This window comes from Aliirhizobium wenxiniae (genome assembly GCF_014201355.1).
In the GTDB taxonomy this organism is placed as follows: Bacteria; Pseudomonadota; Alphaproteobacteria; order Rhizobiales; family Rhizobiaceae; genus Neorhizobium; species Neorhizobium wenxiniae.
The window spans coordinates 16,198-39,609 of the sequence record NZ_JACHEG010000014.1; the positions used below are offsets into that span (position 1 = coordinate 16,198).

The 23,412-nt window shown below is 60.5% G+C and carries 21 protein-coding genes; 11 read left to right on the forward strand and 10 right to left on the reverse strand.

Annotated elements, in window-relative coordinates; all coding sequences use genetic code 11:
- The first annotated feature begins 112 nt into the window (after positions 1-112).
- The 3 genes from HNQ72_RS28725 to HNQ72_RS28735 all read left to right on the forward strand — a co-directional run bounded on the left by HNQ72_RS28725 (position 113) and on the right by HNQ72_RS28735 (position 3,884).
- Positions 113-1,192 carry a DUF917 domain-containing protein gene (locus tag HNQ72_RS28725; protein ID WP_183997847.1) on the forward strand — a complete coding sequence of 360 codons (1,080 nt, stop codon included), beginning with the start codon at positions 113-115 and terminating at the stop codon, positions 1,190-1,192.
- Positions 1,189-2,751: a hydantoinase/oxoprolinase N-terminal domain-containing protein gene (locus tag HNQ72_RS28730; RefSeq protein WP_183997850.1), complete on the forward strand. Its 1,563-nt coding sequence runs from the start codon at positions 1,189-1,191 to the stop codon at positions 2,749-2,751. Before HNQ72_RS28725 ends, HNQ72_RS28730 begins: the two co-directional genes overlap by 4 nt.
- 92 nt (positions 2,752-2,843) lie before the next feature.
- Positions 2,844-3,884: a zinc-dependent alcohol dehydrogenase family protein gene (locus HNQ72_RS28735; protein ID WP_183997958.1), complete on the forward strand. Its 1,041-nt coding sequence runs from the start codon at positions 2,844-2,846 to the stop codon at positions 3,882-3,884.
- Positions 3,885-3,915: 31 nt separating this feature from the next.
- On the opposite strand, the gene HNQ72_RS28740 is transcribed toward HNQ72_RS28735, so the two are convergent.
- Positions 3,916-4,839, reverse strand: a complete 924-nt coding sequence (locus HNQ72_RS28740; RefSeq protein WP_183997852.1) for a LysR family transcriptional regulator — start codon at positions 4,837-4,839, stop codon at positions 3,916-3,918.
- A 187-nt stretch (positions 4,840-5,026) separates the two neighbouring features.
- On the opposite strand from HNQ72_RS28740, the gene HNQ72_RS28745 reads away from it, so the two are divergent.
- The 7 genes from HNQ72_RS28745 (at position 5,027) to mmsB (ending at position 12,426) form a co-directional block, all read left to right on the forward strand.
- Entirely contained in the window at positions 5,027-6,229 is a 1,203-nt protein-coding gene (locus HNQ72_RS28745) for an ABC transporter substrate-binding protein (protein WP_183997854.1), read from the forward strand.
- Positions 6,229-7,011 (forward strand): ABC transporter ATP-binding protein, encoded by a 783-nt coding sequence (locus HNQ72_RS28750; RefSeq protein WP_183997856.1) that lies wholly within the window; start codon positions 6,229-6,231, stop codon positions 7,009-7,011. Before HNQ72_RS28745 ends, HNQ72_RS28750 begins: the two co-directional genes overlap by 1 nt.
- Entirely contained in the window at positions 7,011-7,715 is a 705-nt protein-coding gene (locus tag HNQ72_RS28755) for an ABC transporter ATP-binding protein (RefSeq protein ID WP_183997858.1), read from the forward strand. The genes HNQ72_RS28750 and HNQ72_RS28755 overlap by 1 nt, the downstream gene beginning before the upstream one ends.
- A gap of 277 nt (positions 7,716-7,992) precedes the next feature.
- Complete coding sequence (locus HNQ72_RS28760; RefSeq protein ID WP_148170480.1) at positions 7,993-8,880, forward strand: branched-chain amino acid ABC transporter permease; 888 nt, start codon at positions 7,993-7,995, stop codon at positions 8,878-8,880.
- A gap of 13 nt (positions 8,881-8,893) precedes the next feature.
- Positions 8,894-9,898 carry a branched-chain amino acid ABC transporter permease gene (locus HNQ72_RS28765; protein ID WP_183997860.1) on the forward strand — a complete coding sequence of 335 codons (1,005 nt, stop codon included), beginning with the start codon at positions 8,894-8,896 and terminating at the stop codon, positions 9,896-9,898.
- Between the two features lie 12 nt (positions 9,899-9,910).
- Positions 9,911-11,506, forward strand: a complete 1,596-nt coding sequence (locus tag HNQ72_RS28770; protein ID WP_183997862.1) for a GMC family oxidoreductase — start codon at positions 9,911-9,913, stop codon at positions 11,504-11,506.
- Positions 11,507-11,538: 32 nt separating this feature from the next.
- Complete coding sequence (gene mmsB, locus HNQ72_RS28775) at positions 11,539-12,426, forward strand: 3-hydroxyisobutyrate dehydrogenase (RefSeq protein ID WP_183997864.1); 888 nt, start codon at positions 11,539-11,541, stop codon at positions 12,424-12,426.
- A 67-nt stretch (positions 12,427-12,493) separates the two neighbouring features.
- Here the strand turns inward: mmsB and HNQ72_RS28780 are convergent, their stop codons facing one another.
- The 8 genes from HNQ72_RS28780 to HNQ72_RS28815 all read right to left on the reverse strand — a co-directional run bounded on the left by HNQ72_RS28780 (position 12,494) and on the right by HNQ72_RS28815 (position 21,705).
- Positions 12,494-14,098, reverse strand: coding sequence for a fucose isomerase (locus HNQ72_RS28780; protein WP_183997866.1), 1,605 nt, complete (start codon positions 14,096-14,098; stop codon positions 12,494-12,496).
- Positions 14,099-14,115: 17 nt separating this feature from the next.
- Complete coding sequence (locus tag HNQ72_RS28785) at positions 14,116-15,750, reverse strand: FGGY-family carbohydrate kinase (protein WP_183997868.1); 1,635 nt, start codon at positions 15,748-15,750, stop codon at positions 14,116-14,118.
- Between the two features lie 113 nt (positions 15,751-15,863).
- A complete protein-coding gene (locus HNQ72_RS28790) occupies positions 15,864-16,925 on the reverse strand; it encodes an ABC transporter ATP-binding protein (RefSeq protein ID WP_183997870.1) in 1,062 nt (353 codons plus the stop codon).
- A 44-nt stretch (positions 16,926-16,969) separates the two neighbouring features.
- Positions 16,970-17,803, reverse strand: a complete 834-nt coding sequence (locus HNQ72_RS28795; RefSeq protein WP_183820797.1) for a carbohydrate ABC transporter permease — start codon at positions 17,801-17,803, stop codon at positions 16,970-16,972.
- The gene (locus HNQ72_RS28800) at positions 17,803-18,741 is read right to left on the reverse strand and encodes a carbohydrate ABC transporter permease (protein ID WP_183997872.1); all 939 of its coding nucleotides are present in this window, start codon (positions 18,739-18,741) and stop codon (positions 17,803-17,805) included. Before HNQ72_RS28800 ends, HNQ72_RS28795 begins: the two co-directional genes overlap by 1 nt.
- Positions 18,741-20,072 carry an ABC transporter substrate-binding protein gene (locus HNQ72_RS28805; RefSeq protein WP_183997874.1) on the reverse strand — a complete coding sequence of 444 codons (1,332 nt, stop codon included), beginning with the start codon at positions 20,070-20,072 and terminating at the stop codon, positions 18,741-18,743. Before HNQ72_RS28805 ends, HNQ72_RS28800 begins: the two co-directional genes overlap by 1 nt.
- A 53-nt stretch (positions 20,073-20,125) precedes the next feature.
- A complete protein-coding gene (locus HNQ72_RS28810) occupies positions 20,126-20,797 on the reverse strand; it encodes a GntR family transcriptional regulator (protein ID WP_244654626.1) in 672 nt (223 codons plus the stop codon).
- A gap of 26 nt (positions 20,798-20,823) precedes the next feature.
- Entirely contained in the window at positions 20,824-21,705 is an 882-nt protein-coding gene (locus tag HNQ72_RS28815; RefSeq protein WP_183997878.1) for a dihydrodipicolinate synthase family protein, read from the reverse strand.
- A 190-nt stretch (positions 21,706-21,895) separates the two neighbouring features.
- Between HNQ72_RS28815 and HNQ72_RS28820 the strand changes: the two genes are divergently transcribed.
- A complete protein-coding gene (locus HNQ72_RS28820; RefSeq protein ID WP_183997880.1) occupies positions 21,896-22,288 on the forward strand; it encodes a winged helix-turn-helix transcriptional regulator in 393 nt (130 codons plus the stop codon).
- Between the two features lie 13 nt (positions 22,289-22,301).
- Here HNQ72_RS28820 and HNQ72_RS28825 read toward each other — a convergent pair whose 3' ends face one another.
- Entirely contained in the window at positions 22,302-23,216 is a 915-nt protein-coding gene (locus HNQ72_RS28825) for an AraC family transcriptional regulator (RefSeq protein WP_183997882.1), read from the reverse strand.
- Positions 23,217-23,412: the final 196 nt, after the last annotated feature.

Below are 23,412 nucleotides of genomic sequence, written 5' to 3' on the forward strand. Positions count from 1 at the left end.
ATAGCCGTTCTAGACATGCACAAATTAAAGGCAAGCCCATTCTAGGGGCAGTCCCCTATAGGCATTCTTCGTCGCACATGGCTAGGTTCTAGCACATTATTCGGAGGCAAACATGATCCGTGATTTCGAAGCAGGCGAGATTGACCCGCTTGCCGTTGGTGCCTGGATTCTCGGGACCGGCGGTGGTGGCAGCCCCTATCTGGCGCAGCTCAACCTGAAAAAGCTCTACAAGGACGGCAAGCGCGTCAAGCTTATCGATCCGAACGCGCTCGACGATGGCGATGCCGTCGCAGTCGTGTCGAAGATGGGTGCACCGCTGGTCGGCCAGGAACGTCTGGTGGACCCGGCCCATCTCGCCCGTGCCATGCAGCTGATGGAAGAATATACCGGCCGCAAGTTCCGCGCCGTGATGAGCGTCGAGATCGGCGGCGGCAATGCGCTGTCGCCCTTCCTCGCAGCCGCCATGCTGGATATCCCGGTTGTTGACGCCGATGCGATGGGCCGCGCCTATCCGGAAGCGCAGATGACCAGCTTCGCCATCGGCGACTTGCCGATGTACCCGCTCACCCTGGTTGATTGCCGCGACAACGAGGCAATCGTTGCCAAGGCAGCGTCCTGGAAGTGGATGGAGCGCATCTCGCGCAAGATCTGCACCGAAGTCGGCTCGACCTCTGCCACCTGCAAGGCTCCGCGCACCGGCAAGGAAGTCAAGGACTGGGGCGTGCTCCACACCGTGACCAAGGCCGTCAGCCTCGGCCGTGCAGTGCTTGATGCCCGTGCAGCCCATACCGACCCGATCGCAGCCGTTCTCGCCCATGAAGGCGGCAAGGTCCTGTTCAAGGGCAAGGTTGCCGACGTGGATCGCACAACGACCGGCGGCTTCCTGCGCGGCGTAGCTATGATCGACGGCCTCGACGACGATCGCGGCGCCAAGGTCGAACTCGCCTTCCAGAACGAATGGGCAGTCGCCTTCCGCGATGGCCAGCCGATCGCCATGACGCCTGACCTGATCTGCCTGCTCGACACCGTGTCGGGTGAAGCGATCGGTACCGAAACCGTGCGTTACGGCCAGCGTGTCACGGTTGTCGCCCTGCCGGCGCCGGCGGTCCTGACCAGCCCCAAGGGACTGGAACATGTCGGCCCCCGCGCCTTCGGATATGATCTTGATTTCAAATCGGTGTTTGCAGCATGAAGCGGATCGGAATTGACGTAGGCGGCACCAATACGGATGCCGTGCTCATCGATGGCGAGAAAGTCGTTTCCGCCATCAAGTTTCCCACCACTGCGGATGTGATGCAGGGCGTCGTCAACGCCATCGGTCACGTCGTGTCCTCGCAGGCGCCGGGCACTTCGCCGATCGACGCCGTGATGATCGGCACGACGCATTTCACCAATGCCGTCGTCGAGCGCGCCCGTCTGGAACGCATCGCCGCGATCCGTATCGCCATGCCGGCCGGCGCATCCCTGCCGCCGATGATCGACTGGCCGGATGACCTGCGCGAAAGCGTCGATCCGCTCTCCTTCATGGTGCATGGCGGCCACGAATATGACGGCCGTCCGCTGGTGCCGCTTGCCCGCGACGAAATCCGCGACGCCGCGATGAAGATCCGCGATGCCGGCATCACCTCAGTCGGCATCACCGCGCTTTTCTCGCCTTTGACCGCTGAAGGCGAACTGGAAGCGGCCGAGATCGTCCGTTCGGTCATCCCGGATGCCCGCATCACGCTCTCCCACACGCTCGGCCGTATCGGCCTCCTGGAACGCGAAAACGTCACGCTGCTGAACGCCGCCCTTCAGGGCCTCGGCCGCAAGACGATCGACGCCTTCAAGGATGCGCTGGTCAAGGCCGGCGTCAACGCCCCCTTCTACCTCACCCAGAACGACGGCACCGTCGTGCTGGCGGATGTCGCAGCGGCAAACCCGGTCTACAGCTTTGCCTCTGGCCCGACCAACTCAATGCGCGGTGCGGCCTTCCTCACCGGCCTGAAGGAAGCCATGGTCATCGACGTCGGCGGCACGACCTCCGATATCGGCTGCCTCGTCGGCGGTTTCCCGCGGGAAGCCAACAATGTCGTCGAAGTCGGCGGTGTGCGCACCCTGTTCCGCATGCCCGACCTTCTGCCCATGGCGCTTGGCGGCGGCACCATCATTGACCCGGAAACCCGCAAGATCGGCCCGCGCTCGGTCGGTTACCGCATCACCGAAAAGGCGCTCGTTTTCGGCGGCGATACGCTGACCACGACCGACGTTGCAGTCGCAGCCGGCCTCGTCGAGATCGGCGACCGCGACCGCGTCAAGCATCTCGACAAGGCAATGGTTGCCGACCTCCTGAAGCGCATCGAAGCCATGGTTGAAGACGGCGTAGACCGGATGAAGACCTCGGCCGAAGGCGTAAGCCTGATCGCCGTCGGTGGCGGTGCCTTCCTCATCCCGGAAAAGCTGAAGGGTGCGAGCGAAGTGCTGCGCGTCGAACATGCCGGCGTTGCCAACGCACTCGGTGCGGCGATGGCGCAGGTCTCCGGCGAAGTCGATCAGGTCTTCTCCGACATGTCGCGCGACAAGGCGATTGCCGAAGCCGACCGTATCGCCCGCGAACGCGCAATCGAGGCCGGTGCCGATCCGAAGTCGATCACCACGCTGGATACGGAAGACATTCCGATCGCCTATCTGCCGGGTGATGCCCGCCGTGTGCGCGTCCGCGTCGTCGGCGATATCGCCTTCATGAAGGACCAGAAGAAACAGGCTTCGTAAACGCGGCCCGCCGCGCTACGGTAGCAGGAAAATCGACATCCCCGGTCCCGCAGAGGATCGGGGATTTTCATATTGAAAGGCGAGGATGCGTGATGAAGGCCATGTATTACGAAGCGTTCGAACAGATGCCGGAGATCAGGACGCTTCCCGATCCCGAGCCGACCTTCGGAGGCGTGGTCATCAAGGTCGGCGCAACGGGTCTCTGCCGCAGCGACTGGCACGGCTGGAAGGGCCACGATCCGGATATCAGGCTGCCCCACGTTCCCGGCCATGAACTGGCTGGCAAGGTCGTGGCGACCGGCAAGGGCGTCATGCGCTTCAAGGTCGGCGACCGTGTCACCGTGCCCTTCGTCTCCGGCTGCGGCCATTGCGCCGAATGCCATTCCGGCAACCAGCAGGTCTGCCCCGACCAGTTCCAGCCGGGCTTCACCCATTGGGGTTCCTTCGCCGAATATGTCGCGATCGATTACGCCGACACCAATCTCGTGCACCTGCCGGAAGAAATCGACGATGCGACGGCCGCAAGCCTCGGCTGCCGCTTCGCCACCTCCTTCCGCGCCGTTGCCGATCAGGCCCGCACTGGCCCCGGCGACTGGGTCGCCGTCCATGGCTGCGGCGGCGTCGGCCTTTCGGCAATCATGATCGCAACCGCCCTCGGCGCAAACGTCATCGGCATAGACCTGACCGAAGACAAGTTGGCGATGGCGCGCCAATGTGGTGCCGTCGCCACCATCAATGGCAGTTCCGTGCCGGATGTCGTGGAAGCCGTACGCGAAATCACCAAAGGCGGCGCGCATGTCTCGATCGACGCGCTCGGCCACCCGACGACCTGCTTCAACTCGATCAAGAACCTGCGCCGCCGCGGCCGCCACGTTCAGGTCGGCCTGATGCTCGGCGAACATGCAACGCCGAAAATCCCGATGGCGCAGGTCATCGGCCACGAGCTGGAAATCTATGGAAGCCACGGCATGCAGGCCTGGCGTTACGACGCCATGCTCGCGATGCTGACCGCTGGCAAGATGAAGCCGCAGCAACTGATCTCGAAGCGGGTTAGCCTCACTGAGGGCGTCTCCGAACTGGTCAATCTCGACAAGGCAGAGACACCCGGCATCGCCGTCATCACGAGCTTTTGACCAACGCTTGTCGACATCCAGGGAGGCGAAATCAGCCTCCCAGAAATATCTCCCGGTTATCCTGCACCACCGTCGTCATGTAGTCGGCGACCGCGCGTACCCGCGGAACCCGGCTCATGTCGCGATGGCGCACCAGATAATAATGCCGCGTCAACTGCACCTCACGTGGCAGGACGATCTGCAGTTCCGGCCATCGGCGCGCGATGAAATGCGGAAAGATGCAAAGCCCCTGCCCCTGCAACGTCGCGGTCAACTGCGCCGAAATGCTGGAACTCTGGAAGCGTGGCTTGATGCCAGGATGCACGTCCCCGAGATAATCCAGTCCCGGCGCAAAGATCATGTCCTGAATATAGCCGATGAACGGGTGCCGCAGCAGGTCGTCCCGCTTGGTAAGCTCGTGCTTGTCCGCGAGATAACTCCGCGATCCGTAGATGTTCAGGCGATAATCGGTGATCTTCTCGATCTCATACGGCCCGCCCTTGGGCGGATCGAGCGATATCGCAATATCCGCCTCCTTGCGGGAAAGCGACATGATCTGCTGGATCGTCACCAGTTCCAAGGACAGGTTGGGATGCTGCGCGGTGAAATCCCCGATCTGATGAGCGAGGAAGAAATTGGCGATGCCTTCCGGAGCGCTGAGCCGCACGACGCCCTGATGCGGCGCATTGCCTGAGGCGATTTCCGCCTGCAGCCGGTCGGCTTCCGCCTCCATCCGCTCTGCCGCATCGATGAAACGCTGACCGATCCCCGTCAGCACGTAGCCGCGCGGGTTTCGCTCGAAAAGCTTGACCTTGAGGGTGAATTCCAGCCGGTCAATACGGCGGGACACGGTGGCATGGCTGGTTCGCAACTGCCGGGCGGCCACGGAAAGTTGACCGGTGCGGGCCACCGCCAGAAAATACTGGAGATCATCCCAGGTGAAACCCGGATGGCCGAAACTGGGATTGCTGCTCATGCTGTCACCCGGCCCGCTCCCTTATCTGTTCAAAAATGCACAGATACTGTCCGCAATTAATAGCGCTCCGCTTCTTGCGTCAACGGGCGTTTTCCTCAACCATGTGCTTATGGAAGTGCTGCTTTGAGGAGGGCGGCCTGCCAATTTTGAACAGATTAGCGCTCTGCAATCTCTGGGAGGAGACCTTATGCGTAAGACGTTCCTGACGTCGCTGGCCGTGCTGCTGGCGAGCGGCACTGCATTCGCCCAATCAGCATCCGACGGCAAAGTCAAAATCGGTATTTTGAACGACCAGTCCGGCGTCTATGCCGATTTCGGCGGCAAGTCGTCCGTCGAGGCTGCGAAAATGGCGATCGAGGATTACGGCGGCAAGGTGCTCGGCGTTCCGGTCGAACTCGTCAATGCCGACCATCAGAACAAGCCCGACGTCGCCTCCAACATCGCCCGCCAGTGGTATGATACCGAGCAGGTCGATGCGATCATGGACCTGACCACTTCGTCGGTCGGTCTCGCCGTGCAGGCGCTTTCCAAGGAAAAGAAGAAGATCACCATCAACACCGGTGCAGCCACGGTCGATCTGACCGGCAAGGCTTGCACGCCCTATGGTTTCCACTGGGCCTATGACACCCACGCTCTCGCAGTCGGCACCGGCGGCGCCATGGTCAAGCAGGGCGGCGATAGCTGGTTCTTCCTGACCGCCGACTACGCCTTCGGTTATTCGCTGGAACAGCAGACGAGCGATTACGTGAAAGCCAATGGCGGCAAGGTCTTGGGTTCGGTGCGCCATCCGCTCTCCAGCCAGGATTTTTCGTCATTCCTGCTACAGGCCCAGTCATCCGGCGCGAAGGTCATCGGCCTTGCCAATGCCGGCCTCGATACGGCCAACTCAATCAAGCAGGCCGCGGAATTCGGCATCGTTCAGGGCGGCCAGAAGCTGGCGGCACTTCTCTTCACCCTTGCCGAAGTGCATGGCCTCGGACTGGAAGCGGCTCAGGGATTGACGCTGACCGAGGGTTATTATTGGAACCTCGACGACAAGAGCCGCGAATTCGGCAAGAAATTCTTCGCCAAGACCAACAAGATGCCGAACATGGTTCATGCCGGCACCTATTCCGCCGTCACCCACTATCTGAAGGCTGTCGAGAAGGCCGGCACGGATGATGCTGACGCGGTGGCAAAGGCCATGCGCGAAATGCCGGTGGACGACTTCTTCGGGCGCGGCGGCACGGTGGCCGCAAACGGCCGCATGATCCACGACATGTATCTCCTGCAGGTCAAGAAGCCGGATGAGAGCAAGGAGCCCTGGGACTATTACACAGTGCTCGCCACCATCCCGGGCAAGGATGCCTATCTCGACCCAGCCAAGGCCGGTTGCGAGCTGGTGAAATAATGGCAGTGCCTCTCCAGGAACTGCACGAGGAGCCGCGGGTGGTCTTATCCGCCCGCGGTCTCTCCAAGAGTTTCGGCGCTTTTCTGGCTGTTCGGGATGTCGATCTCGATATCCAGCATGCCCGCGTCCACGCGCTGATCGGCCCGAACGGCGCCGGCAAGACGACGGTGTTCAATCTTCTTACAAAATTCCTGCAGCCCACGGCGGGCTCGATCACGCTTCTGGGAACCGACATCACCAAAACCCCGCCGGACAAGGTGGCCCGCATGGGTCTGGTCCGCTCGTTCCAGATTTCCGCGGTTTTTCCGCATCTGACCGTCCTCGACAATATCCGCGTGGCGCTGCAGCGTCCGAACGGCCTTTCCACCCAGTTCTGGCTGCCGACCTCTGCGCTCGACCGGCTGAACGACCGGGCAGACGAACTGATCGAAACGGTCGGACTGAAACGCGAACGCAATGCCATCGCAGCCGATCTTTCCTATGGCCGCAAACGTGTGCTCGAAATCGCCACTACGCTGGCGCTCGACCCGAAAGTGCTGCTACTCGACGAACCGATGGCCGGCATGGGCCAGGAAGATATCGGCACCGTCTCCAACATCATCCGCGAGGTCGCAAAGACCCGCGCCGTACTCATGGTCGAACACAATCTCTCGGTCGTGGCTGACATCTGTCACCACGTCACGGTTCTGCAGCGCGGCGAAATCCTTGCGGAAGGCGACTATGCTGCGGTCTCGCAGGATGAACGCGTAAGGCTCGCCTATATGGGCACGGAGGACGCGTGATGGCAAAACCGCTTCTCGAAGTCTCGAACCTCAATGCCTGGTACGGCGAAAGCCACATCCTGCACGGCGTTAACATGACTGTCGGCGAAGGTGAAACGATCACCATTTTGGGCCGCAACGGCGTCGGCAAGACGACGACGCTCCGCACCATCATGGGCATCATCCGCGAGCGCAAGGGCGAAATCCGCTTTGCCGGCAAGGATATGCTCGGCGTGCCCTTGCACCGGACCGCCCATGCCGGCCTCGGTTTCGTACCCGAAGAACGCGGCATATTCTCGACGCTGACCGTGGACGAGAACCTGATGCTGCCACCGGTCGTCGCCGATGGCGGCATGCCGCTAGACGAAATCTATGCGCTTTTCCCGAACCTCCATGAACGGCGCGCGAGCCCCGGCACCAAGCTCTCCGGCGGCGAACAGCAGATGCTCGCCATCGCCCGCATCCTGCGCACCGGAGTGAAACTCCTGATCCTCGACGAACCGACGGAAGGCCTGGCTCCGGTCATCGTCCAGCGCATCGGCGAGGTGCTGAAAACGCTGAAGCAACGCGGCATGACAGTACTGATGGTCGAACAGAATTTCCGCTTCGCCAGCCGCGTCGCGGATCGTTTCTACCTTATGGACCATGGCAAGATGGTCGCGGATTTCCCGGTCGGCGAATTGCCCGGACGGATGGATACGCTGCACAAGGTTCTGGGGGTGTGAGGATGGGTCGAATCTCTGAATCGATGGCCGCTCTTCCACCGAAATGGGTCACGGGATATGGCGCGGTGCGGCATACCGATCTCCCCCCTTGTGGGGGAGATGCCCGGCAGGGCAGAGGGGGGCTCCGCCCGCAAGACTCTCTGTCGTTGAGCGTGCTGAACCGTCGTTACCCCCCTCTGTCACTTCGTGACATCTCCCCCACAAGAGGGGAGATCATGGGGAGCTGGCCGCACCGCCTTCAGTCTCTCGGTCTCGCAACACGAGGGAGAACATCGATATGACCATGATCTTCGGCATCCCTCTCCAAGCCTTCATGGGCCAGCTCCTGATCGGCCTGATCAACGGCTCCTTCTACGCGCTCTTAAGCCTCGGCCTCGCCGTCATCTTCGGCCTGTTGCGCGTCATCAACTTCGCCCATGGCGCGCAATATATGCTCGGCGCCTTCGTCGCGATGCTGATGCTGCAATATTTCGGCATCAACTACTGGTTCGCGCTTCTGCTGGCACCGATCGTCGTCGGCCTGTTCGGCGCCGTTATCGAACGGCTTCTGCTGTCGCGCCTCTACAAGCTCGACCACCTCTACGGCCTGCTCTTCACCTTCGGTCTGGCGCTGACCATCGAAGGCACGTTCCGGTATCTCTACGGTTCTTCCGGCCAACCCTATGCGCCGCCGCCGGCACTCACCGGCGCCACCAATCTCGGCTTCATGTTCCTGCCCAATTATCGCGGCTGGGTCGTCGTCGTGTCGCTTATCGCCTGTATCGGCACATGGCTCCTGATCGAAAAGACCAAGCTCGGCGCCTATCTGCGTGCCGCCACCGAAAACCCGACGCTGGTCCAGGCCTTCGGCGTCAACGTGCCAATGCTGCTGACACTCACCTACGCGCTCGGAGCAGGCCTTGCCGCCTTTGCCGGCGTACTGGCGGCCCCCGTCTATCAGGTCTCGCCGCTGATGGGATCGAACATCATCATCGTCGTTTTTGCCGTCGTCGTGGTCGGCGGCATGGGTTCGATCATGGGCGCCATCGTCACCGGCTACATGCTGGGCATCGCCGAGGGCCTGACCAAGGTCTTTTATCCGGAAGCCTCGAACATCGTGATCTTCGTGATCATGGCGATCGTGCTTCTCATCCGCCCCGCCGGCCTGTTCGGCCGAGATGCTTGAGGGAGGCAAAGTCATGAGCCATGTCGCCCATTCGTCCACAACGAACACAGCCCGGACCGAACGTTCGGCAACTGCCTCGAAAGCCTATGCGGCCTTTCTCGGCATCGGCCTTGTCCTGCTGGTCGTCGCCCCGATGTTCTTCTACCCAATCTTCCTCATGAAGCTCTTGTGCTTCGCGCTTTTCGCCTGCGCCTTCAATCTTCTGCTCGGTTATACCGGCCTGCTTTCCTTCGGCCATGCGACCTTTTTCGGCGGTGCCGCCTATTTCACCGCCCATGTCGTGAAAGAATGGGGTGTGACGCCGGAAATCGGCATTCTCATCGGCGTTGCGGGCGCAGCACTGCTCGGCCTGATCATGGGCTTTTTCGCTATCCGCCGGCAGGGCATCTATTTCGCCATGATCACGCTGGCACTATCGCAGATGTTCTTCTTCTTCTGCCTGCAGGCCGGATTTACCCATGGCGAGGACGGTATCCAGTCCGTGCCGCGCGGCCATCTGTTCGGCTTCATCGACCTCGCCGACACGACCAGCATGTACTACTTCGTGCTCGGTGTGTTCCTCATCGGCATGATCGTCATCTGGCGCTTCATCAACTCGCCCTTCGGCATGATCCTGAAATCAATCCGCGAAAACGAACAGCGCGCCGTCTCGCTCGGTTATTCGGTGGCCCGTTACAAGCTCGGCGCCTTCGTCATGTCGGCAGCGCTCTCGGGTCTTGCCGGCGGCACCAAGGCGCTGGTCTTCCAGTTTGCCACGCTGACTGATGTCGGCTGGCAGATGTCCGGCGAGGTCATCCTCATGACCCTTCTCGGCGGCATCGGCACGCTGATCGGCCCGGTCTTCGGTGCAGGGCTGGTGGTGACATTGCAGAACTATCTCGCGACCTCGCAATTCCCGGTCACCATCATCACCGGCGTCGTTTTTATGGTCTGCGTCCTCCTCTTCCGCCGCGGCATCATCGGCGAATTCTACGCCTCACGGCTCGGCCGCAAGCTGGGCTTCGAGCACAGGCGCTGATCGGCACGAAACATGGAAACCTACGATTACATCATCATCGGTGCGGGCAGCGCCGGCTGCGTGCTCGCCAACCGTTTGTCGGCAGACAGCCGCAATCGCGTCCTGCTTCTGGAGGCCGGCGGCAATGACAATTACCACTGGGTGCATATCCCGGTCGGTTATCTCTACTGCATCAACAACCCGCGCACCGACTGGTGTTTCACCACCGAAAAGGAAGAGGGGCTGAACGGCCGCTCGCTCTCTTATCCGCGCGGAAAACTGCTCGGCGGCTGCTCGTCGATCAACGGCATGATCTATATGCGTGGCCAGGCCCACGACTACGATCTCTGGCGGCAGATGGGCTGCACCGGCTGGGGCTGGGATGACGTGCTGCCGCTCTTCAGGAAGAGCCAGGATTTCTACAAGGGCGCCGATGACATGCACGGCACCGGCGGCGAATGGCGGGTGGAAAAGGCGCGTGTCCGCTGGGCCGTGCTCGACGCCTTCCAGAAGGCGGCCGAAGAAGCAGGCATCCCCGCCATCGACGATTTCAACCGCGGCGACAACGAAGGGTCCAGCTATTTCGACGTCAACCAGCGCTCCGGCATTCGCTGGAACACATCGAAAGCTTTTCTACGCCCGGCGATGAAGCGTCCCAACCTCAACGTTCTGACCAAGGCCCATGTGCGCAAGCTGATCGTCGAGAACGGCGAGGTGAAGGGCGTCGAATTCCAGCACGACGGCATCACCAAGACGGCTCATGCCCGCCGCGAAACCATCCTCTCGGCCGGTGCGATCGGCACCCCGCATGTGCTGGAACTCTCCGGCATCGGCCGCGGCGACGTACTCTCCGAGGCAGGCGTCGAGGTTACGAAAGAGGTCAAAAGCGTCGGAGAAAACCTGCAGGACCACCTGCAGCTTCGCCTGGTCTACAAGGTCACCGGCGTGCCGACGCTGAACGAAAAGGCATCCCGGCTTCTCGGCAAGGCGGCGATCGGGCTGGAATATGCGCTGAAACGCTCCGGCCCGATGTCCATGGCCCCAAGTCAGCTCGGCATCTTCACCAAGTCCGGCCCGGATAAGGAAACCGCCGATCTCGAATATCACGTCCAGCCGGTCTCGCTTGACAGGTTCGGAGAACCGGTCCACGCCTTCCCGGCGATGACCGCGAGCGTCTGTAACCTGAGGCCCGAAAGCCGCGGCTCGGTGCATCTGAAAGGCCCGGACTTCGCCGCTGCACCGGCAATTCGCCCGAACTACCTCTCAACCGCCGCCGACCGCGATATCGCCGTCCGCTCCATCCGCCTGACCCGCGAAATCGTCAAAAAGCCTGCCTTTGCCCGTTATAATCCTGAGGAATACAAGCCCGGCCCGGCTTACGAGACCGATGCGGATCTGGAGCGTGCTGCCGGCGAGATCGGCACGACGATCTTTCACCCGGTCGGCACGGCCCGCATGGGTGCCGATCCCGACAGCGTCGTCGATCCACGCCTGAAACTGCGGGCGCTCGGGCGGCTACGCATCGCCGATGCCTCGATCATGCCCAATATAACATCCGGCAACACCAATTCACCGACGATCATGATCGCCGAAAAGGCGGCCGAAATGATCCTCGCAGACAATCGCTGATAAGGCGACGCAAGACGAAAGGGAGAGACGACATGACCCGGATCGCATTCATCGGCCTCGGAAACATGGGCGGCCCCATGGCCGCAAATCTGGTGAAAGCCGGGCATTCGGTTTCCGGCTTCGATCTCTCCGAAGCCTCCGTCAAATCGGCAACTGAAGCCGGCGTTACTGCGGCGGCATCGCTTGCCGAAGCGGTACGAGATGCCGAATGCGTCATAACGATGCTGCCAAAAGGCCAGCATGTCGTCTCCGTCTGGACCGATCTCGCCACGCTCGTCACCGAGGGCACGCTTCTCATTGATTGCTCCACGGTGGATGTGGAGAGTGCGAAAAAAGCCCATGGGTTGGCAGGCATAATGAATTGCCCTGCTCTCGACGCCCCGGTCTCCGGCGGCACGACGGGAGCTGCAGCCGGCACGCTCACCTTCATGGTCGGTGGCTCGGACGCCGCTTTCACCGCGGGAAAACCGATCCTCGAAGCCATGGGCAAGAAGATCGTCCATTGCGGAGGCAATGGCGCAGGCCAGGCGGCAAAAATCTGCAACAACATGATCCTCGGCATATCGATGATCGGCGTCGCCGAAGCCTTCGTGCTGGCGGAAAAACTCGGCCTTTCGCATCAGGCCCTGTTCGATGTGGCATCGACCTCGTCCGGCCAATGCTGGTCGCTGACCACCTATTGCCCCGTCCCCGGCCCCGTCCCCACCTCACCGGCGAACAACGATTACAAACCGGGTTTTGCCGCAGCCTTGATGCTAAAGGACCTGATGCTGTCGCAGGAAGCGGCCAGCCAGACCGGAACAAGAACGCCGCTTGGGGCGCATGCCGCCAAACTCTACAAAGCCTTCGAAAACACCGGCCACGGCACAGAAGATTTTTCTGCCATCATCCGAATGCTGCGGGAGACGCAGGCCTCATAAGATCAAATGAAAAAGAGAGGGCGACCAAGCCGCCCTCTCCCAAATTTCCGATCAGCAAGAATGTTGCTCACCCCAGCTCGACGCCGCAGAAATTGACTTCGATCCCGAGTTCGGCCGCAAGCGCTGCCTTGGCGAGCGCCGAGCGATCGGCTTCTTTTGCCGAATTGGCGTAAACGACCTGGATATGGTTGGCCTTGTGGCGCGCCATCATCTGGTCGCGGGAAACGCCGCTCAGCACCGCATGCATCATCGGCCACTCTTCATTGGTGGATTTCCAGCGGCGCTCGGTTTCTTCCTTCGGCAAGGCCACAGCCTGACCGCGGCCGATATCCATCTTCAGCCGGTTGTCCTCGACGAAGATACGCGACCAGACGATCTCGCCGGGCTTGGCGATGCCGCGCAGCGTGCCTCCACCTGCGGGGAAGAACATCGGCGGCTGCCGCAGGCTGTCCGATCCGGCCCAGCCCCCCTCGTGATGTGCCGGCGGCGCAGCCCCGGAGATTTCGAATACCCAGACGAAGCCATCCACCGTACCGGTCGGGTCGACACCGCCCCAGCGCAGGTCATGCAGGGTGTTTTCCACCGGCTGGCCGAGCGCACGATGCAGGCGGTTGGTCATCAGTCCGTCAAGGCCGGCGCATTCGTCCACCTCGTTGAAATGCACGATCGCCTTGCCCTGCCGGATGACCTTGCCGTCACGACCTTTGACATCCGGTCGCCCGTCGTCGTTCAAGATACCTTCCACCAGATCGGATGCCGGTAGCAGGTCCTTGAGCCCTTGCTGATACTGGATGCCGATCGCCTCGCAGCCGAAATCCTCGGCGATGCGCACAGCCGCGATATACATGCGGCACTGGTCGATTACCTGGTCCTCGGTGAGTTCCTGCTTCGGATCGGTTCCGAGATGGAACTTCATGCCCTTGGCGAGCAGGTCCTGATAGACGGCGCGGCCTTCCTCGACAGGCACCTGATTGGTGGCGTAATAAAGCGCCGACTGCGACAGGCGTTCCTTGAAAATGCCGAGCGGCATCAACAGCTCGTCCGGCACGATGGCATTATACATGCCCATGCAGCCTTCATCGAAAATGCCGAGAATGACCTTGTTGGTGTGGAAATCATGAGCGATCTCCTTCGCCAGATCCTGCAGATCCTGCGGCACATTGCCGGCCTTGAACGGCTTCACATGGCTGGTGTCGTGGTCCACCGTGCCTTCCGAAAGCCATTGCGAAAGCCCATTTCGGAAGAAATCGTCATCAAACGCCTCGCTCCACAGCGAGGAATAGGTAACGCCCGCCTTGGTCAGCGAACCATTGAGGTTGAGCAGCCCGACCAGTCCCGGCCACTGGCCGGACCAGTTGGCAACGGTGAGGATCGGTCCCTTGTGGCTGGTGAGACCGGCAAGCACATGGTGCGAATATTGCCAGACGGATTCCGCCACGATCACCGGCACGTTCGGATCGATCTTCGCAAACGCATCCATGCCCTCGCGCTGCGAGGACAGAAAACCGTGGCCTTCTTCCGGCTTGTAGGCGTGAGCACGCTTCACCGTGTAACCGAGGCCGGCGAGCACTTCGCCGAGTTTCTTTTCCATCGCGTCCTGTGTCGCCCAGCATTGCTGGTTGGCGGATAGGCGAAGGTCGCCGCTGGCGAAAAGTGCAATTTCCTTGGTCATGTTCCTCATCCCTCAAATCAATGATCAGTGCCGGCCATCAGCTCGGCATAGGCAACGAAGTCCTCCTGCATGCGGCGGAAGACGTGGTATTTGCGGTCGTGATAGGTGGCGATCTCCGCTCCGCGCGGAGAAATCCGGCTGCCCGGGCCGCTCATGGCGCGCATGGCGGCAGGCAGGTCGGCATAATGGCCGCTCGCCACAGCCCCCAGCATGGCGCTGCCGACCAGAACCGGCTCGCGCTGGTCCGGCACAACGATGGCGCAGCCCGTCGCATCCGCATGCTCGCGCAAAAACAGCTTGTTCTGCGCCAGACCGCCGCTGACGACCAGCGTATCGACGGTCACGCCATTGGCGCGCATTTCCGCGATGATGTGCCGGGTACCGTAAGCCAGCGCCTGCAAGGTCGCGAGATAATCGAGCGCCAGATCGTCCAGTCCGCGATCAAGTGAAAGACCCGTAATCCCGCCCTTGCGCAACGGATCGGCAAGCGGCGAACGGTTGCCGTGGAAATCCGGCTGCACATGCCGCGATTTCGTCAGCACCGCCGTCTCCCCGCCATCAGCCATTGCCTCAAGCCGGCGATCGAACAGGGTGAACACGGAAATGCCTTCCGCCTTCGCCATCTCGCGCGCTTCGTGGATCGCGGCGTGGCCATCGATCATCCGGTCGATCAGCGCACCGGCAGCCGATTGTCCCGCTTCGTTGGCCCACAGACCCGGCAGCAGGACGGAGAAATAAGGCCCCCAGACACCGGGCACGAAGGCCGGTTTTTCGCTGACGGTGATATGGCACGAAGAGGTTCCCGCAATCAACGCCAGACGATCGTCGAGCGCCCCCTCGCCCAGATCCACCCCCATCGTGCCGAGCGCACCTGAATAGGCATCGATCAGGCTGGCGGCAACCGCGGTACCGGGAGCCAGCCCGAGATCGGTAGCTGCAGCATCCGAAAGCGACCCGACCTTGTCACCCGGTGCCGCAAACCGGTTTCCGATAGCGCGAAAATTGTCGGCGGCGAGTTCGGATATCCCGGCAGTTTCGAAATAGGCCTTGTCCCATCCCTCGCCACCCAAACCGTTCTGGCCGAGATAGGTCCATTTGCAAACGGTGCTGCAGAGCGAGCGGATATCATCACCCGTTGCCTTGTGAACCAGCCAGTCGGGCAGGTCGAAAAAGGCATGTGCACGGGCAAAACTCTGAGGCATCTCACGTTTCAGCCAGCGCAGTTTCGGCGTCTCCATTTCGGGTGAGATGACACCGCCGACATAATCGAGAACCGGGCTTTTCAGCGCATTGATCTGGTCCGCGTCACCGATGGCGCGATGGTCCATCCACACGATGATGTTCCAGTCGTCATCACCGCCGGGGCTCACCGTCACCGGCCCGCCCTTATCATCAACGACGACCAGCGAGCAGGTTGCGTCGAACCCGATGCCTGCGATGTCGGAGGCGGCAAGCCCGGCATCCGCCATCGCTTTCCGCACGCAGGTTGAGATCGCCGCCCAGATGTCGCGCGAGGATTGATTGACGAAATCCTGCTTCGGCTTTTCGGTCGCGATCGCCTGCGAATGCGCCGCGAGCAAGTTACCGCGCGCATCAAAAATCCCGGCACGGGCGCTTCCGGTGCCGACGTCAATTCCGATGAATGAGGTCATGTCAGTTTATCCGCAATAGCAGGACCAGAACGCATGGCGCCCTGCAGTCCATCTCTTTGAAAAGAGGTCCGGAAAGATGCGAGGGGCGGCAATCACGCCACCCCTCATTTTTTTCAGAGGCGCTGGCCGCTCGCCTTGTCGAACAGATGCGCCTTGGTCGGATCGATCGCCAATCCGATCTCGTCGCCGAAATGGATGCTCAGGCGCTCGCGGAACAGGCAGGAAATATGCTCGCCATGGCTGGCCACACGGGCAAAGATTTCCGAACCTGTCCCTTCGACGATCTCGACACGCCCCTGGACACCACCGGCATTGTCCGCGCGGATATGTTCCGGGCGAATGCCGTAGACCAGCGACTTGCCGCCAAGTTTTGCCGGATCGGCGCCGGTTGGCAGTGGCAGGACGAGGCCTTTTTCGCTGCGGAACACGCCTTCCTCTATTCTGCCATCGAGGAAATTCATCGAAGGCGAACCGATAAAGCCGGCAACAAAGAGATTGGCGGGACGATCGTAGAGATCCAGCGGCGCACCGACCTGCTCGATATTGCCTTCCTGCAGCACGACGATCTTGTCGGCCATGGTCATGGCTTCGATCTGATCGTGGGTGACGTAGATGATCGTCGTGCCGATCCGCTGATGCAGCGCCTTGATCTCGGCACGCATCTGCACGCGCAGTTTGGCATCGAGGTTGGAGAGCGGTTCGTCGAACAGAAACACCTGCGGATCGCGCACCAGCGCACGGCCCATGGCGACACGCTGGCGCTGGCCGCCGGAAAGCTGGCGCGGGTAACGATCGAGCAGCTTTTCCAGCCCGAGAATGCCGGCGGCATTCTCAACCTTCTTGCGCGTCTCGTTGACATCGGCCTTCTTCAGCTTCAGCGCGAAGGCCATGTTTTCCGCCACCGTCATATGCGGATAAAGCGCGTAGTTCTGGAATACCATGGCGATATCGCGATCACGCGCCGGAAGATGCGAAACCTCCCTCGGCCCGATGCGGATCGCGCCGCCGGTAACGTCCTCAAGTCCCGCCACCATGCGTAGCAGCGTGGACTTGCCGCAGCCGGACGGGCCGACGAGCACGACGAACTCGCCGTCGGCAATATCGACGCTCAGGTCGCGAATGATCTCGACGGCTCCGTAGCGCTTCTGGATATTCTGGATATTGACTGTTGCCATTTGAAAATCCTCCCGATTTTCGGGTCGTTATCTGTTGCTCTTCTTCAGCCGCCCTTGACCGCGCCGGCGGTAAGGCCCGCGACGATCTGCTTCTGGGCGAACATGGTCAGCACCAAAACCGGCAGGGTAACGATCAGCGCGGCAGCGGCCAGCGGCCCCCAGCTGACCTGCTCGAAGGAGAGCATGTTGTAGACGGCCACCGGCAGGGTTCGCGTTTCGCGGCTGGCGAGCACGATGCCGAAGACAAAATTGTTCCAGGAGAAGATTACCGCCAGAATGAAGGCGACGACGATGCCGGGTTTGGCGATCGGCAAAGCCACGAGGCGGAAGACCTGCCAGGACGTTGCGCCATCGATGCTGGCAGCCTCCTCGAGTTCCTTCGGGGTCGTCTCGAAATAACCGATCATGATCCACACGACGATCGGCACGGTGACGACCAGATGGATGATGATCTGCGGCCAAAGCGTACCGAGCAGGTTCATCCATTGGAACAGCAGGAAGAGCGGAATCAGGAACGACAGGCCGGGCGTCATGCGGGCGATCATGATCACCATCGCCGCCTTTTCGGCTTTCAGCCGTGCAATGCCGTAACCGGCGGGAACACCGATCACGAGGGCGAGAATGGTTGCAGCGCCCGTAACGAGGATCGAGTTCCAGAAATAGAGGAGGAAGTTGTTCTCCTCGAACACCTTGGCATAGTTCGACCAGGCGATGTTTTCCGGGATCAGGATCGGCGGATAGGCGCCGTTGTCGATCTCATACTTGAGCGATAGCGAGATCATCCAGACGAAGAACAGGATGACCGGCGAGATCATGACGAGCGCGACGAAGAACAGACCGAGACGGTTCCAGGCGCGATGAGTGAGTTTGGGTATCATCAACGATCCTCCATGTCCGACCAGTTGGTGCGCGCGCGAACCATCATCAGAACGAAGGACAGCGCGATGATGACGAAGAAGAAGACAACCGCCATGGCCGAGCCGTAACCGATGTCGTAATAGGAGAAGGCGGTGTTGTAGAGATAGATGTTGATCGTCTCCGACGCCGTTCCCGGCCCGCCCTGGGTCATCGCATAGATGATGTCGAAGCTCTTCACCGCATCGATCGAGCGGATGATGACACCGATCATCAGGAAGGGCGCGATCATCGGCAGCGTCAGGTAACGGAACTTCTGCCAGGCATTTGCGCCGTCGATTTCAGCGCTTTCATAAGGCTCGCGCGGAACAGCGGCCAGACCACCGAGCACGATCAGCATGATCAGCGGCGTCCATTGCCAGGTCTCGACCAGAACCAGCGCCGGAATGACGGTCGACTGGTTGTAGATCCATTCCTGCGCGCCGATACCGACCAACGACAAAAGATAGTTGAGCACGCCGAGCTGCGGATGGAACATCATCGTCCAGACGAGAGCGATCGCCACCGGCGTCGCCATCATCGGCATGACGAAAACCCCGCGCAGAAAACCGCGCAACGGGAATTCACCGTCGAAGATGAGAGCTGCCAGCGTCCCTAGGATCAGCGGCGCAATCACGGACAGCGCGGTATAGACCAGCGTGTGCCACATGGATTCCCAGAACCGCATGTCGCCGGCAAGCCGGATATAATTGTCTAGACCGGCAAAGGTCTGTTCCTGCCCGAGCGTCCATGAATTGACGCTCATCCAGAGGGTAAACACCCAGGGGAAAACGATGACTGCGCCGATCACGACCAGGGCAGGCATTACGAAGGGCCAGTAATTGGGAGCAAGCCTTTGCGGCTTGCCCCCCTTTGCGGCCAGATCCCTGGCCGCGGTGGGTTCTATGGTCACGGAAGCCATTATCCCTCGCTTCGGGCAAGCACCGGCTCGAACTGAGCGGTTGCCGATTCCAGTTCCTTTGCAGGATCGGCGCCGCCGATCATGTTGGTGAGGCCAACCCCGTAAATGTCACGGAATTCCGTGACCGGGATGATGACCGGGAGAGCGAGCTGCGAGATCTTGCCGGAGGCAACAACCGCATCCACCCAGGCCGAAGGCATCTTGACGCCTTCGCGAACCTTGGCGTCCTCGAGGATCGACTGGCGGAATGGCACACCGGCACCGGCCTGCAGCAGACGGGCACCCATTTCATGGGAGATCGCCCATTGGCAAAAGAGATAGGCGGCTTCCTTGTTCTTGCTGGCGGCGGTCACACCGATACCGTCGCCGGTCGTCGCTGCAGCCTGGGCCTTCGGACCTGCCGGCATGACGCCGTAACCGACCTTGCCGACGACGCGTGACTTCTGCGGATCTTCGATCGGCGGTGCGAAACCGACGCCATCGAACCACATGCCGATCTTGCCCTGCAGGAATGCAGACTGCGCTTCGGCCCAGTTGAAGCCTGACACACCGACCGGCGCCGACTTGGACATCAGCCGCTGATAGAGCTTTGCCGCCTCGACAGCCCCTTCGGACGTCGTTGCAAGCTTGCCGCTGGCATCGAGCGGGGTTGCGCCATAGCCCAGCATGAACGAGGTCCAGACCGGCGTATTGGCATTTTTCAGGCCACGGGCAACGAAGCCGTAAGTGCCTTCGGACTTGTCGGTCAGCGCCTCGGCAGCGGTCACCATTTCGTCGAAAGTCGTCGGATATTTCAGGCCCTTCTTTTCGAAGAGTTCCTTGTTCCAGTAGACGATCCAGTAATCCACCGAGAAGGGCAGCGTGCGCAGCTTGCCATCGGCATCCTTGGCGAATTTCAGCGCTGCCTCGGCGAAATCACCTTCAACCAGCGACGGATCGGTGAGCGACGGATCCTTGAAGTAACCGGAAAGATCGGCCAGCCAGCCACCCTTTTCGAACTGCCGCTTCTGGACGTGATAGCTCAGGTGCACGACGTCGAAGCTCGGACGGCCGGAAGAAAGCTCGATCGTCGTCTTCTGACGCTGCTGCTGTTCCGGCGTTGCCTCGGCATTGACCTTGATACCGGTCAGCGCCTCGAACTCGCTGATGTATTTCAGGATGGTTTCGCCGCGCGGGCTCTTGACCAGGTTCACTTCCAGCGTGGTGCCGGCAAAGCGCTTCCAGTCGACGGCAGCAGAAGCCGACCGCGATCCGATCAGCCCGGCGGCGCCAAGCGCTGCCGATCCAGCCAGAAAACTCCGGCGTGTCGGTGTAAAGAACGAAGATGTCATGTATTCCTCCTCCAGGTTTCGCCGGGATCTCCTCATCCCGGCTTCGCGTGTATTTAAAGTCTCAAGGCACGATCCCTTGCATGGCCGATATGCTTGACGAGCGCCTCGACGGCACCGTCGGCAGAACGACACTTGATTGCTTCAAGCACGGCCATATGCTCGCCCATGACGGGCGCGACACGGCCGTTGATACGGAAACGTTCCTGATTGATCAGGCGCATCTTGATCGAGTTGACCCGATAGACGTTCCAGATGATGGCGTTGTCGAGCGCAGCGACAAAGGCATCATGCATGCCCCAGTCGACAGCCTGTGCATGAGCATCGAGCTCGGGCGTTTCATTGCCCGCAGCGATGGCATCCGAGATTTCCCTGTGCTGCCGGATCAGCTTTTCTACCACTTCGTCGGAAGCTGTCTGAACAAACAGCGCAACGGCTTCCTTCTCGAGGAAGAGACGCAGCTGAAACGCCTCTCGGATCAGGTTCAGGTCGATATGGGCGATCTGCAGACCGCGCTGCGGCACGGTCTTGATCAGCCCCTCGGCCTCCAGCCGCGGTATGAGTTCGCGGATGGCGCCGAGTGTGAGACCGGTCAGCTCGACCAGATGACGTTGGGAAACGAACTGCCCCGGGCGCACGTCGCGCGCGAGCAGATGCCGGGTAAAGCTCTCATAAGCCTTTTCCCTGAGCGTCGGTTCTTCCGTCTGCTGGTCTTGGCGCTGGTCCATCATCGTCCCGTTCCTGGCACTGGCCCTTAGGCCGCTTTCGTCCGGAACAGGCCGTCGAAGACAAGGCCGAGCTGCTTCTGTCCGTCCTTCGATATAGAAAGCAGCGGAGCGCGAACCGCAAGCCAGTTTTCATCGCCAAGCTGACGCGCCACCATGGCCTTCACCGCCGGCGTGACCGGATACTTCAGAAGCTCGGCGACGAAATCAACCACGCGGGTATCATCGCGACCTTCATTCGCCATCGCACCAACCTCGTGCGGAGCAAAATTCGCCATGCCGGAGATAGCACCCTGCCCGCCCATGCGCACGCCTTCGGCCAGATGACGCTCGTCACCGATCAGGATGATCAGGTCCGAATGCGCCTTCAGAAGCTCCTGTGTATAGGACCAGTCACCGGACGAATCCTTCACGCCGGTCACGATGCCCGGAAAGGCATGGCTCAGCCGGCCGACAAGCGAAACACTGAGCGGCACCATGGTGACGGACGGAATGTTGTAGACGATGATATCGCGCGCCAGCTTGCCGAGATCCTTGAAGACCTTGGAATACCAGCCGAACAGCCCGTCATCGCTGACATTCTTGAAATAGGATGGCGGCGCAAGCAGGATGTTGCGGACACCCCTTGAAAGCGCCTGGGATGATTGAAGCGCTGCGTCTTCCGCAGCATCCACCAGAACGCCAACGACGATCTGCTCGGGCGCGATGCCCGCGTCGATAAAGGCCGCAAGCACACGCTCGCGCTCCTGCGTTCCGATCGACGAGCCCTCGCCCGTCGTGCCGAACAGCGTGCAGCTCGCGCAGCCGGCATCAAGGCTGCGCCTGGCCTGCGCGATCATCATGTCGATAAGTATCTCGCCGTCCTCACCAAACGGCGTAGTCAAAGCGACGGAAAGTCCGAAGCGTGTCATTAGTCATCCTCCACTGATTTTTCAACGCTAACGCACTAACATGTCAGTCGTCAATGGAGAATTTTTAGCGAAGTGAGATCGGGGTTAGCAGGTGAGATACGGTGTCGATTGATATGTCACCAAAATGGGCTATATTCAGATCCGTACAATACGCACGAAAATAGCACGTAGTATCAAAAAGGATACTGTCATGGCCAAAGCCCGCCACTCCCGTTTCGATTGCTCTCCCGGCTGCTCGGTGGAAGCGGCAATTGGTCTCATCGATGGCAAATGGAAGTCCGTCGTGCTGTACCACCTTCTGTCGGGCACCCTGCGCTTCAACGAAATCCGCAGGCATATCGTCAACGTCACGCCGCGCATGCTGACAAATCAGCTGCGCGAACTCGAAGACGACGGCCTGATCGAGCGCAAAGTCTATGCCCAGGTCCCCCCGAAGGTGGAATACAGCCTGTCCGAACTCGGCCGCAGCATGGAGCCGATCCTGCTTGCGCTGAAACTCTGGGGCGATGCCAATATCGGCCTCTATGGCAAGCCGCGCGGCATGGATCCGCGCGAGCCCAAGACGGACGATATCGCCGCATAACCCGTGACGCACATCAACCGGGATCGATGCTCATCAATCTGGTCTGTTCGGCTTCGTCAAAGCGGAGCAACCCACCGTTTCGATTCCGCTTCACGCGTTCGACATGAGCACGTGGGCTGACACCGAAGACACGCTTGAACATGCGTGAGAAATAATAGGGATCACCATACCCGACATCTGCAGCCGCATTGGCAACCGGCATCCCCGCTTCCAGCAGATGCATGGCGCGCTCCATGCGCTTCTGTTCCTGGTATTTGCGCGGCGTGTGCCCTACCCGCTTCTTGAACTCGCGCAGGAAATAATCGGCATTGAACGGCGAGGCATCCACCGCCTGTTCCGCTATGTCCAGATCGAGAGGATTGGCCGAAATCATCGCCACAGCCTTCATCACCGCCAGATCCAGAGCGTCGGTCCCTTCGGTCTGATACGTCGCACTATCGTTCCAGCCGATGAACGCATCCTCGATATAAGCGATCAGCAGATACATGAAAAGATGATGCTGGCTGAGGGTCAGTGAAGAAGGCGGCGCCGTCTGGCGATATTGCCGCACCAGCGGCTCCAGTAGCGGCCACTTCTTCAGTCGGACATGAGGTCGCAGCTGCATCTGCGCGATCAGGTCATGCTTGCCGTAGATGTCCAGAGAAAAATGCTGGGCAATTCCCCTATAGATTGCCGTCCCGCGGTTCCAGCCGCGAAAGCGCTGTCCGCGCCGGATAAGCATCGCGTCGCCGGGCTCCATCACCCGGCGCTCTCCCTCAATGACATAATGGCCGCAGCCCTCCAGGCAGATGACGAAATCTTCGACGGGGTTTGTCTTGTCAATGCGCCACGTCTTCGAATGCTCCATCTTGATCGTCGCTCGAGTGAGTTTGAGCGACAGCGCCGAAGGCGCGATGCTGGAGAGAATGCCACCTTCAATTTCGTCCATCTTTTTTTCCGTGTTTGTTCATTCATTCTCGACTGAAAATGAAATTATGTCACGCTAAATACTGGAGGAGGAACAGAATTGATGATTGTTCAGTCTTTCAGCTAAGCCACTGACGCATAACAGCCTTGCACCTATTGGCTGGAGGAGGAATTTGATTTGCACAAAAATGTATTTCTCATAACCGGGTGTGATTTGC

Bases quoted from the DNA above. Each gene is read 5' to 3' on its own strand.
- HNQ72_RS28795 (WP_183820797.1), bottom strand. From the start codon at position 17,803: ATGATACCCAAACTCACTCATCGCGCCTGGAACCGTCTCGGTCTGTTC.
- HNQ72_RS28780 (WP_183997866.1), bottom strand. From the start codon at position 14,098: ATGACCAAGGAAATTGCACTTTTCGCCAGCGGCGACCTTCGCCTATCC.
- HNQ72_RS28735 (WP_183997958.1), top strand. From the start codon at position 2,844: ATGAAGGCCATGTATTACGAAGCGTTCGAACAGATGCCGGAGATCAGG.
- HNQ72_RS28730 (WP_183997850.1), top strand. From the start codon at position 1,189: ATGAAGCGGATCGGAATTGACGTAGGCGGCACCAATACGGATGCCGTG.
- HNQ72_RS28825 (WP_183997882.1), bottom strand. From the start codon at position 23,216: ATGGACGAAATTGAAGGTGGCATTCTCTCCAGCATCGCGCCTTCGGCG.
- HNQ72_RS28800 (WP_183997872.1), bottom strand. From the start codon at position 18,741: ATGGCTTCCGTGACCATAGAACCCACCGCGGCCAGGGATCTGGCCGCA.
- HNQ72_RS28765 (WP_183997860.1), top strand. From the start codon at position 8,894: ATGAGCCATGTCGCCCATTCGTCCACAACGAACACAGCCCGGACCGAA.
- HNQ72_RS28760 (WP_148170480.1), top strand. From the start codon at position 7,993: ATGACCATGATCTTCGGCATCCCTCTCCAAGCCTTCATGGGCCAGCTC.
- HNQ72_RS28820 (WP_183997880.1), top strand. From the start codon at position 21,896: ATGGCCAAAGCCCGCCACTCCCGTTTCGATTGCTCTCCCGGCTGCTCG.
- HNQ72_RS28745 (WP_183997854.1), top strand. From the start codon at position 5,027: ATGCGTAAGACGTTCCTGACGTCGCTGGCCGTGCTGCTGGCGAGCGGC.
- HNQ72_RS28785 (WP_183997868.1), bottom strand. From the start codon at position 15,750: ATGACCTCATTCATCGGAATTGACGTCGGCACCGGAAGCGCCCGTGCC.
- HNQ72_RS28810 (WP_244654626.1), bottom strand. From the start codon at position 20,797: ATGGACCAGCGCCAAGACCAGCAGACGGAAGAACCGACGCTCAGGGAA.
- HNQ72_RS28725 (WP_183997847.1), top strand. From the start codon at position 113: ATGATCCGTGATTTCGAAGCAGGCGAGATTGACCCGCTTGCCGTTGGT.
- HNQ72_RS28755 (WP_183997858.1), top strand. From the start codon at position 7,011: ATGGCAAAACCGCTTCTCGAAGTCTCGAACCTCAATGCCTGGTACGGC.
- HNQ72_RS28805 (WP_183997874.1), bottom strand. From the start codon at position 20,072: ATGACATCTTCGTTCTTTACACCGACACGCCGGAGTTTTCTGGCTGGA.
- mmsB (WP_183997864.1), top strand. From the start codon at position 11,539: ATGACCCGGATCGCATTCATCGGCCTCGGAAACATGGGCGGCCCCATG.
- HNQ72_RS28740 (WP_183997852.1), bottom strand. From the start codon at position 4,839: ATGAGCAGCAATCCCAGTTTCGGCCATCCGGGTTTCACCTGGGATGAT.
- HNQ72_RS28770 (WP_183997862.1), top strand. From the start codon at position 9,911: ATGGAAACCTACGATTACATCATCATCGGTGCGGGCAGCGCCGGCTGC.
- HNQ72_RS28750 (WP_183997856.1), top strand. From the start codon at position 6,229: ATGGCAGTGCCTCTCCAGGAACTGCACGAGGAGCCGCGGGTGGTCTTA.
- HNQ72_RS28815 (WP_183997878.1), bottom strand. From the start codon at position 21,705: ATGACACGCTTCGGACTTTCCGTCGCTTTGACTACGCCGTTTGGTGAG.
- HNQ72_RS28790 (WP_183997870.1), bottom strand. From the start codon at position 16,925: ATGGCAACAGTCAATATCCAGAATATCCAGAAGCGCTACGGAGCCGTC.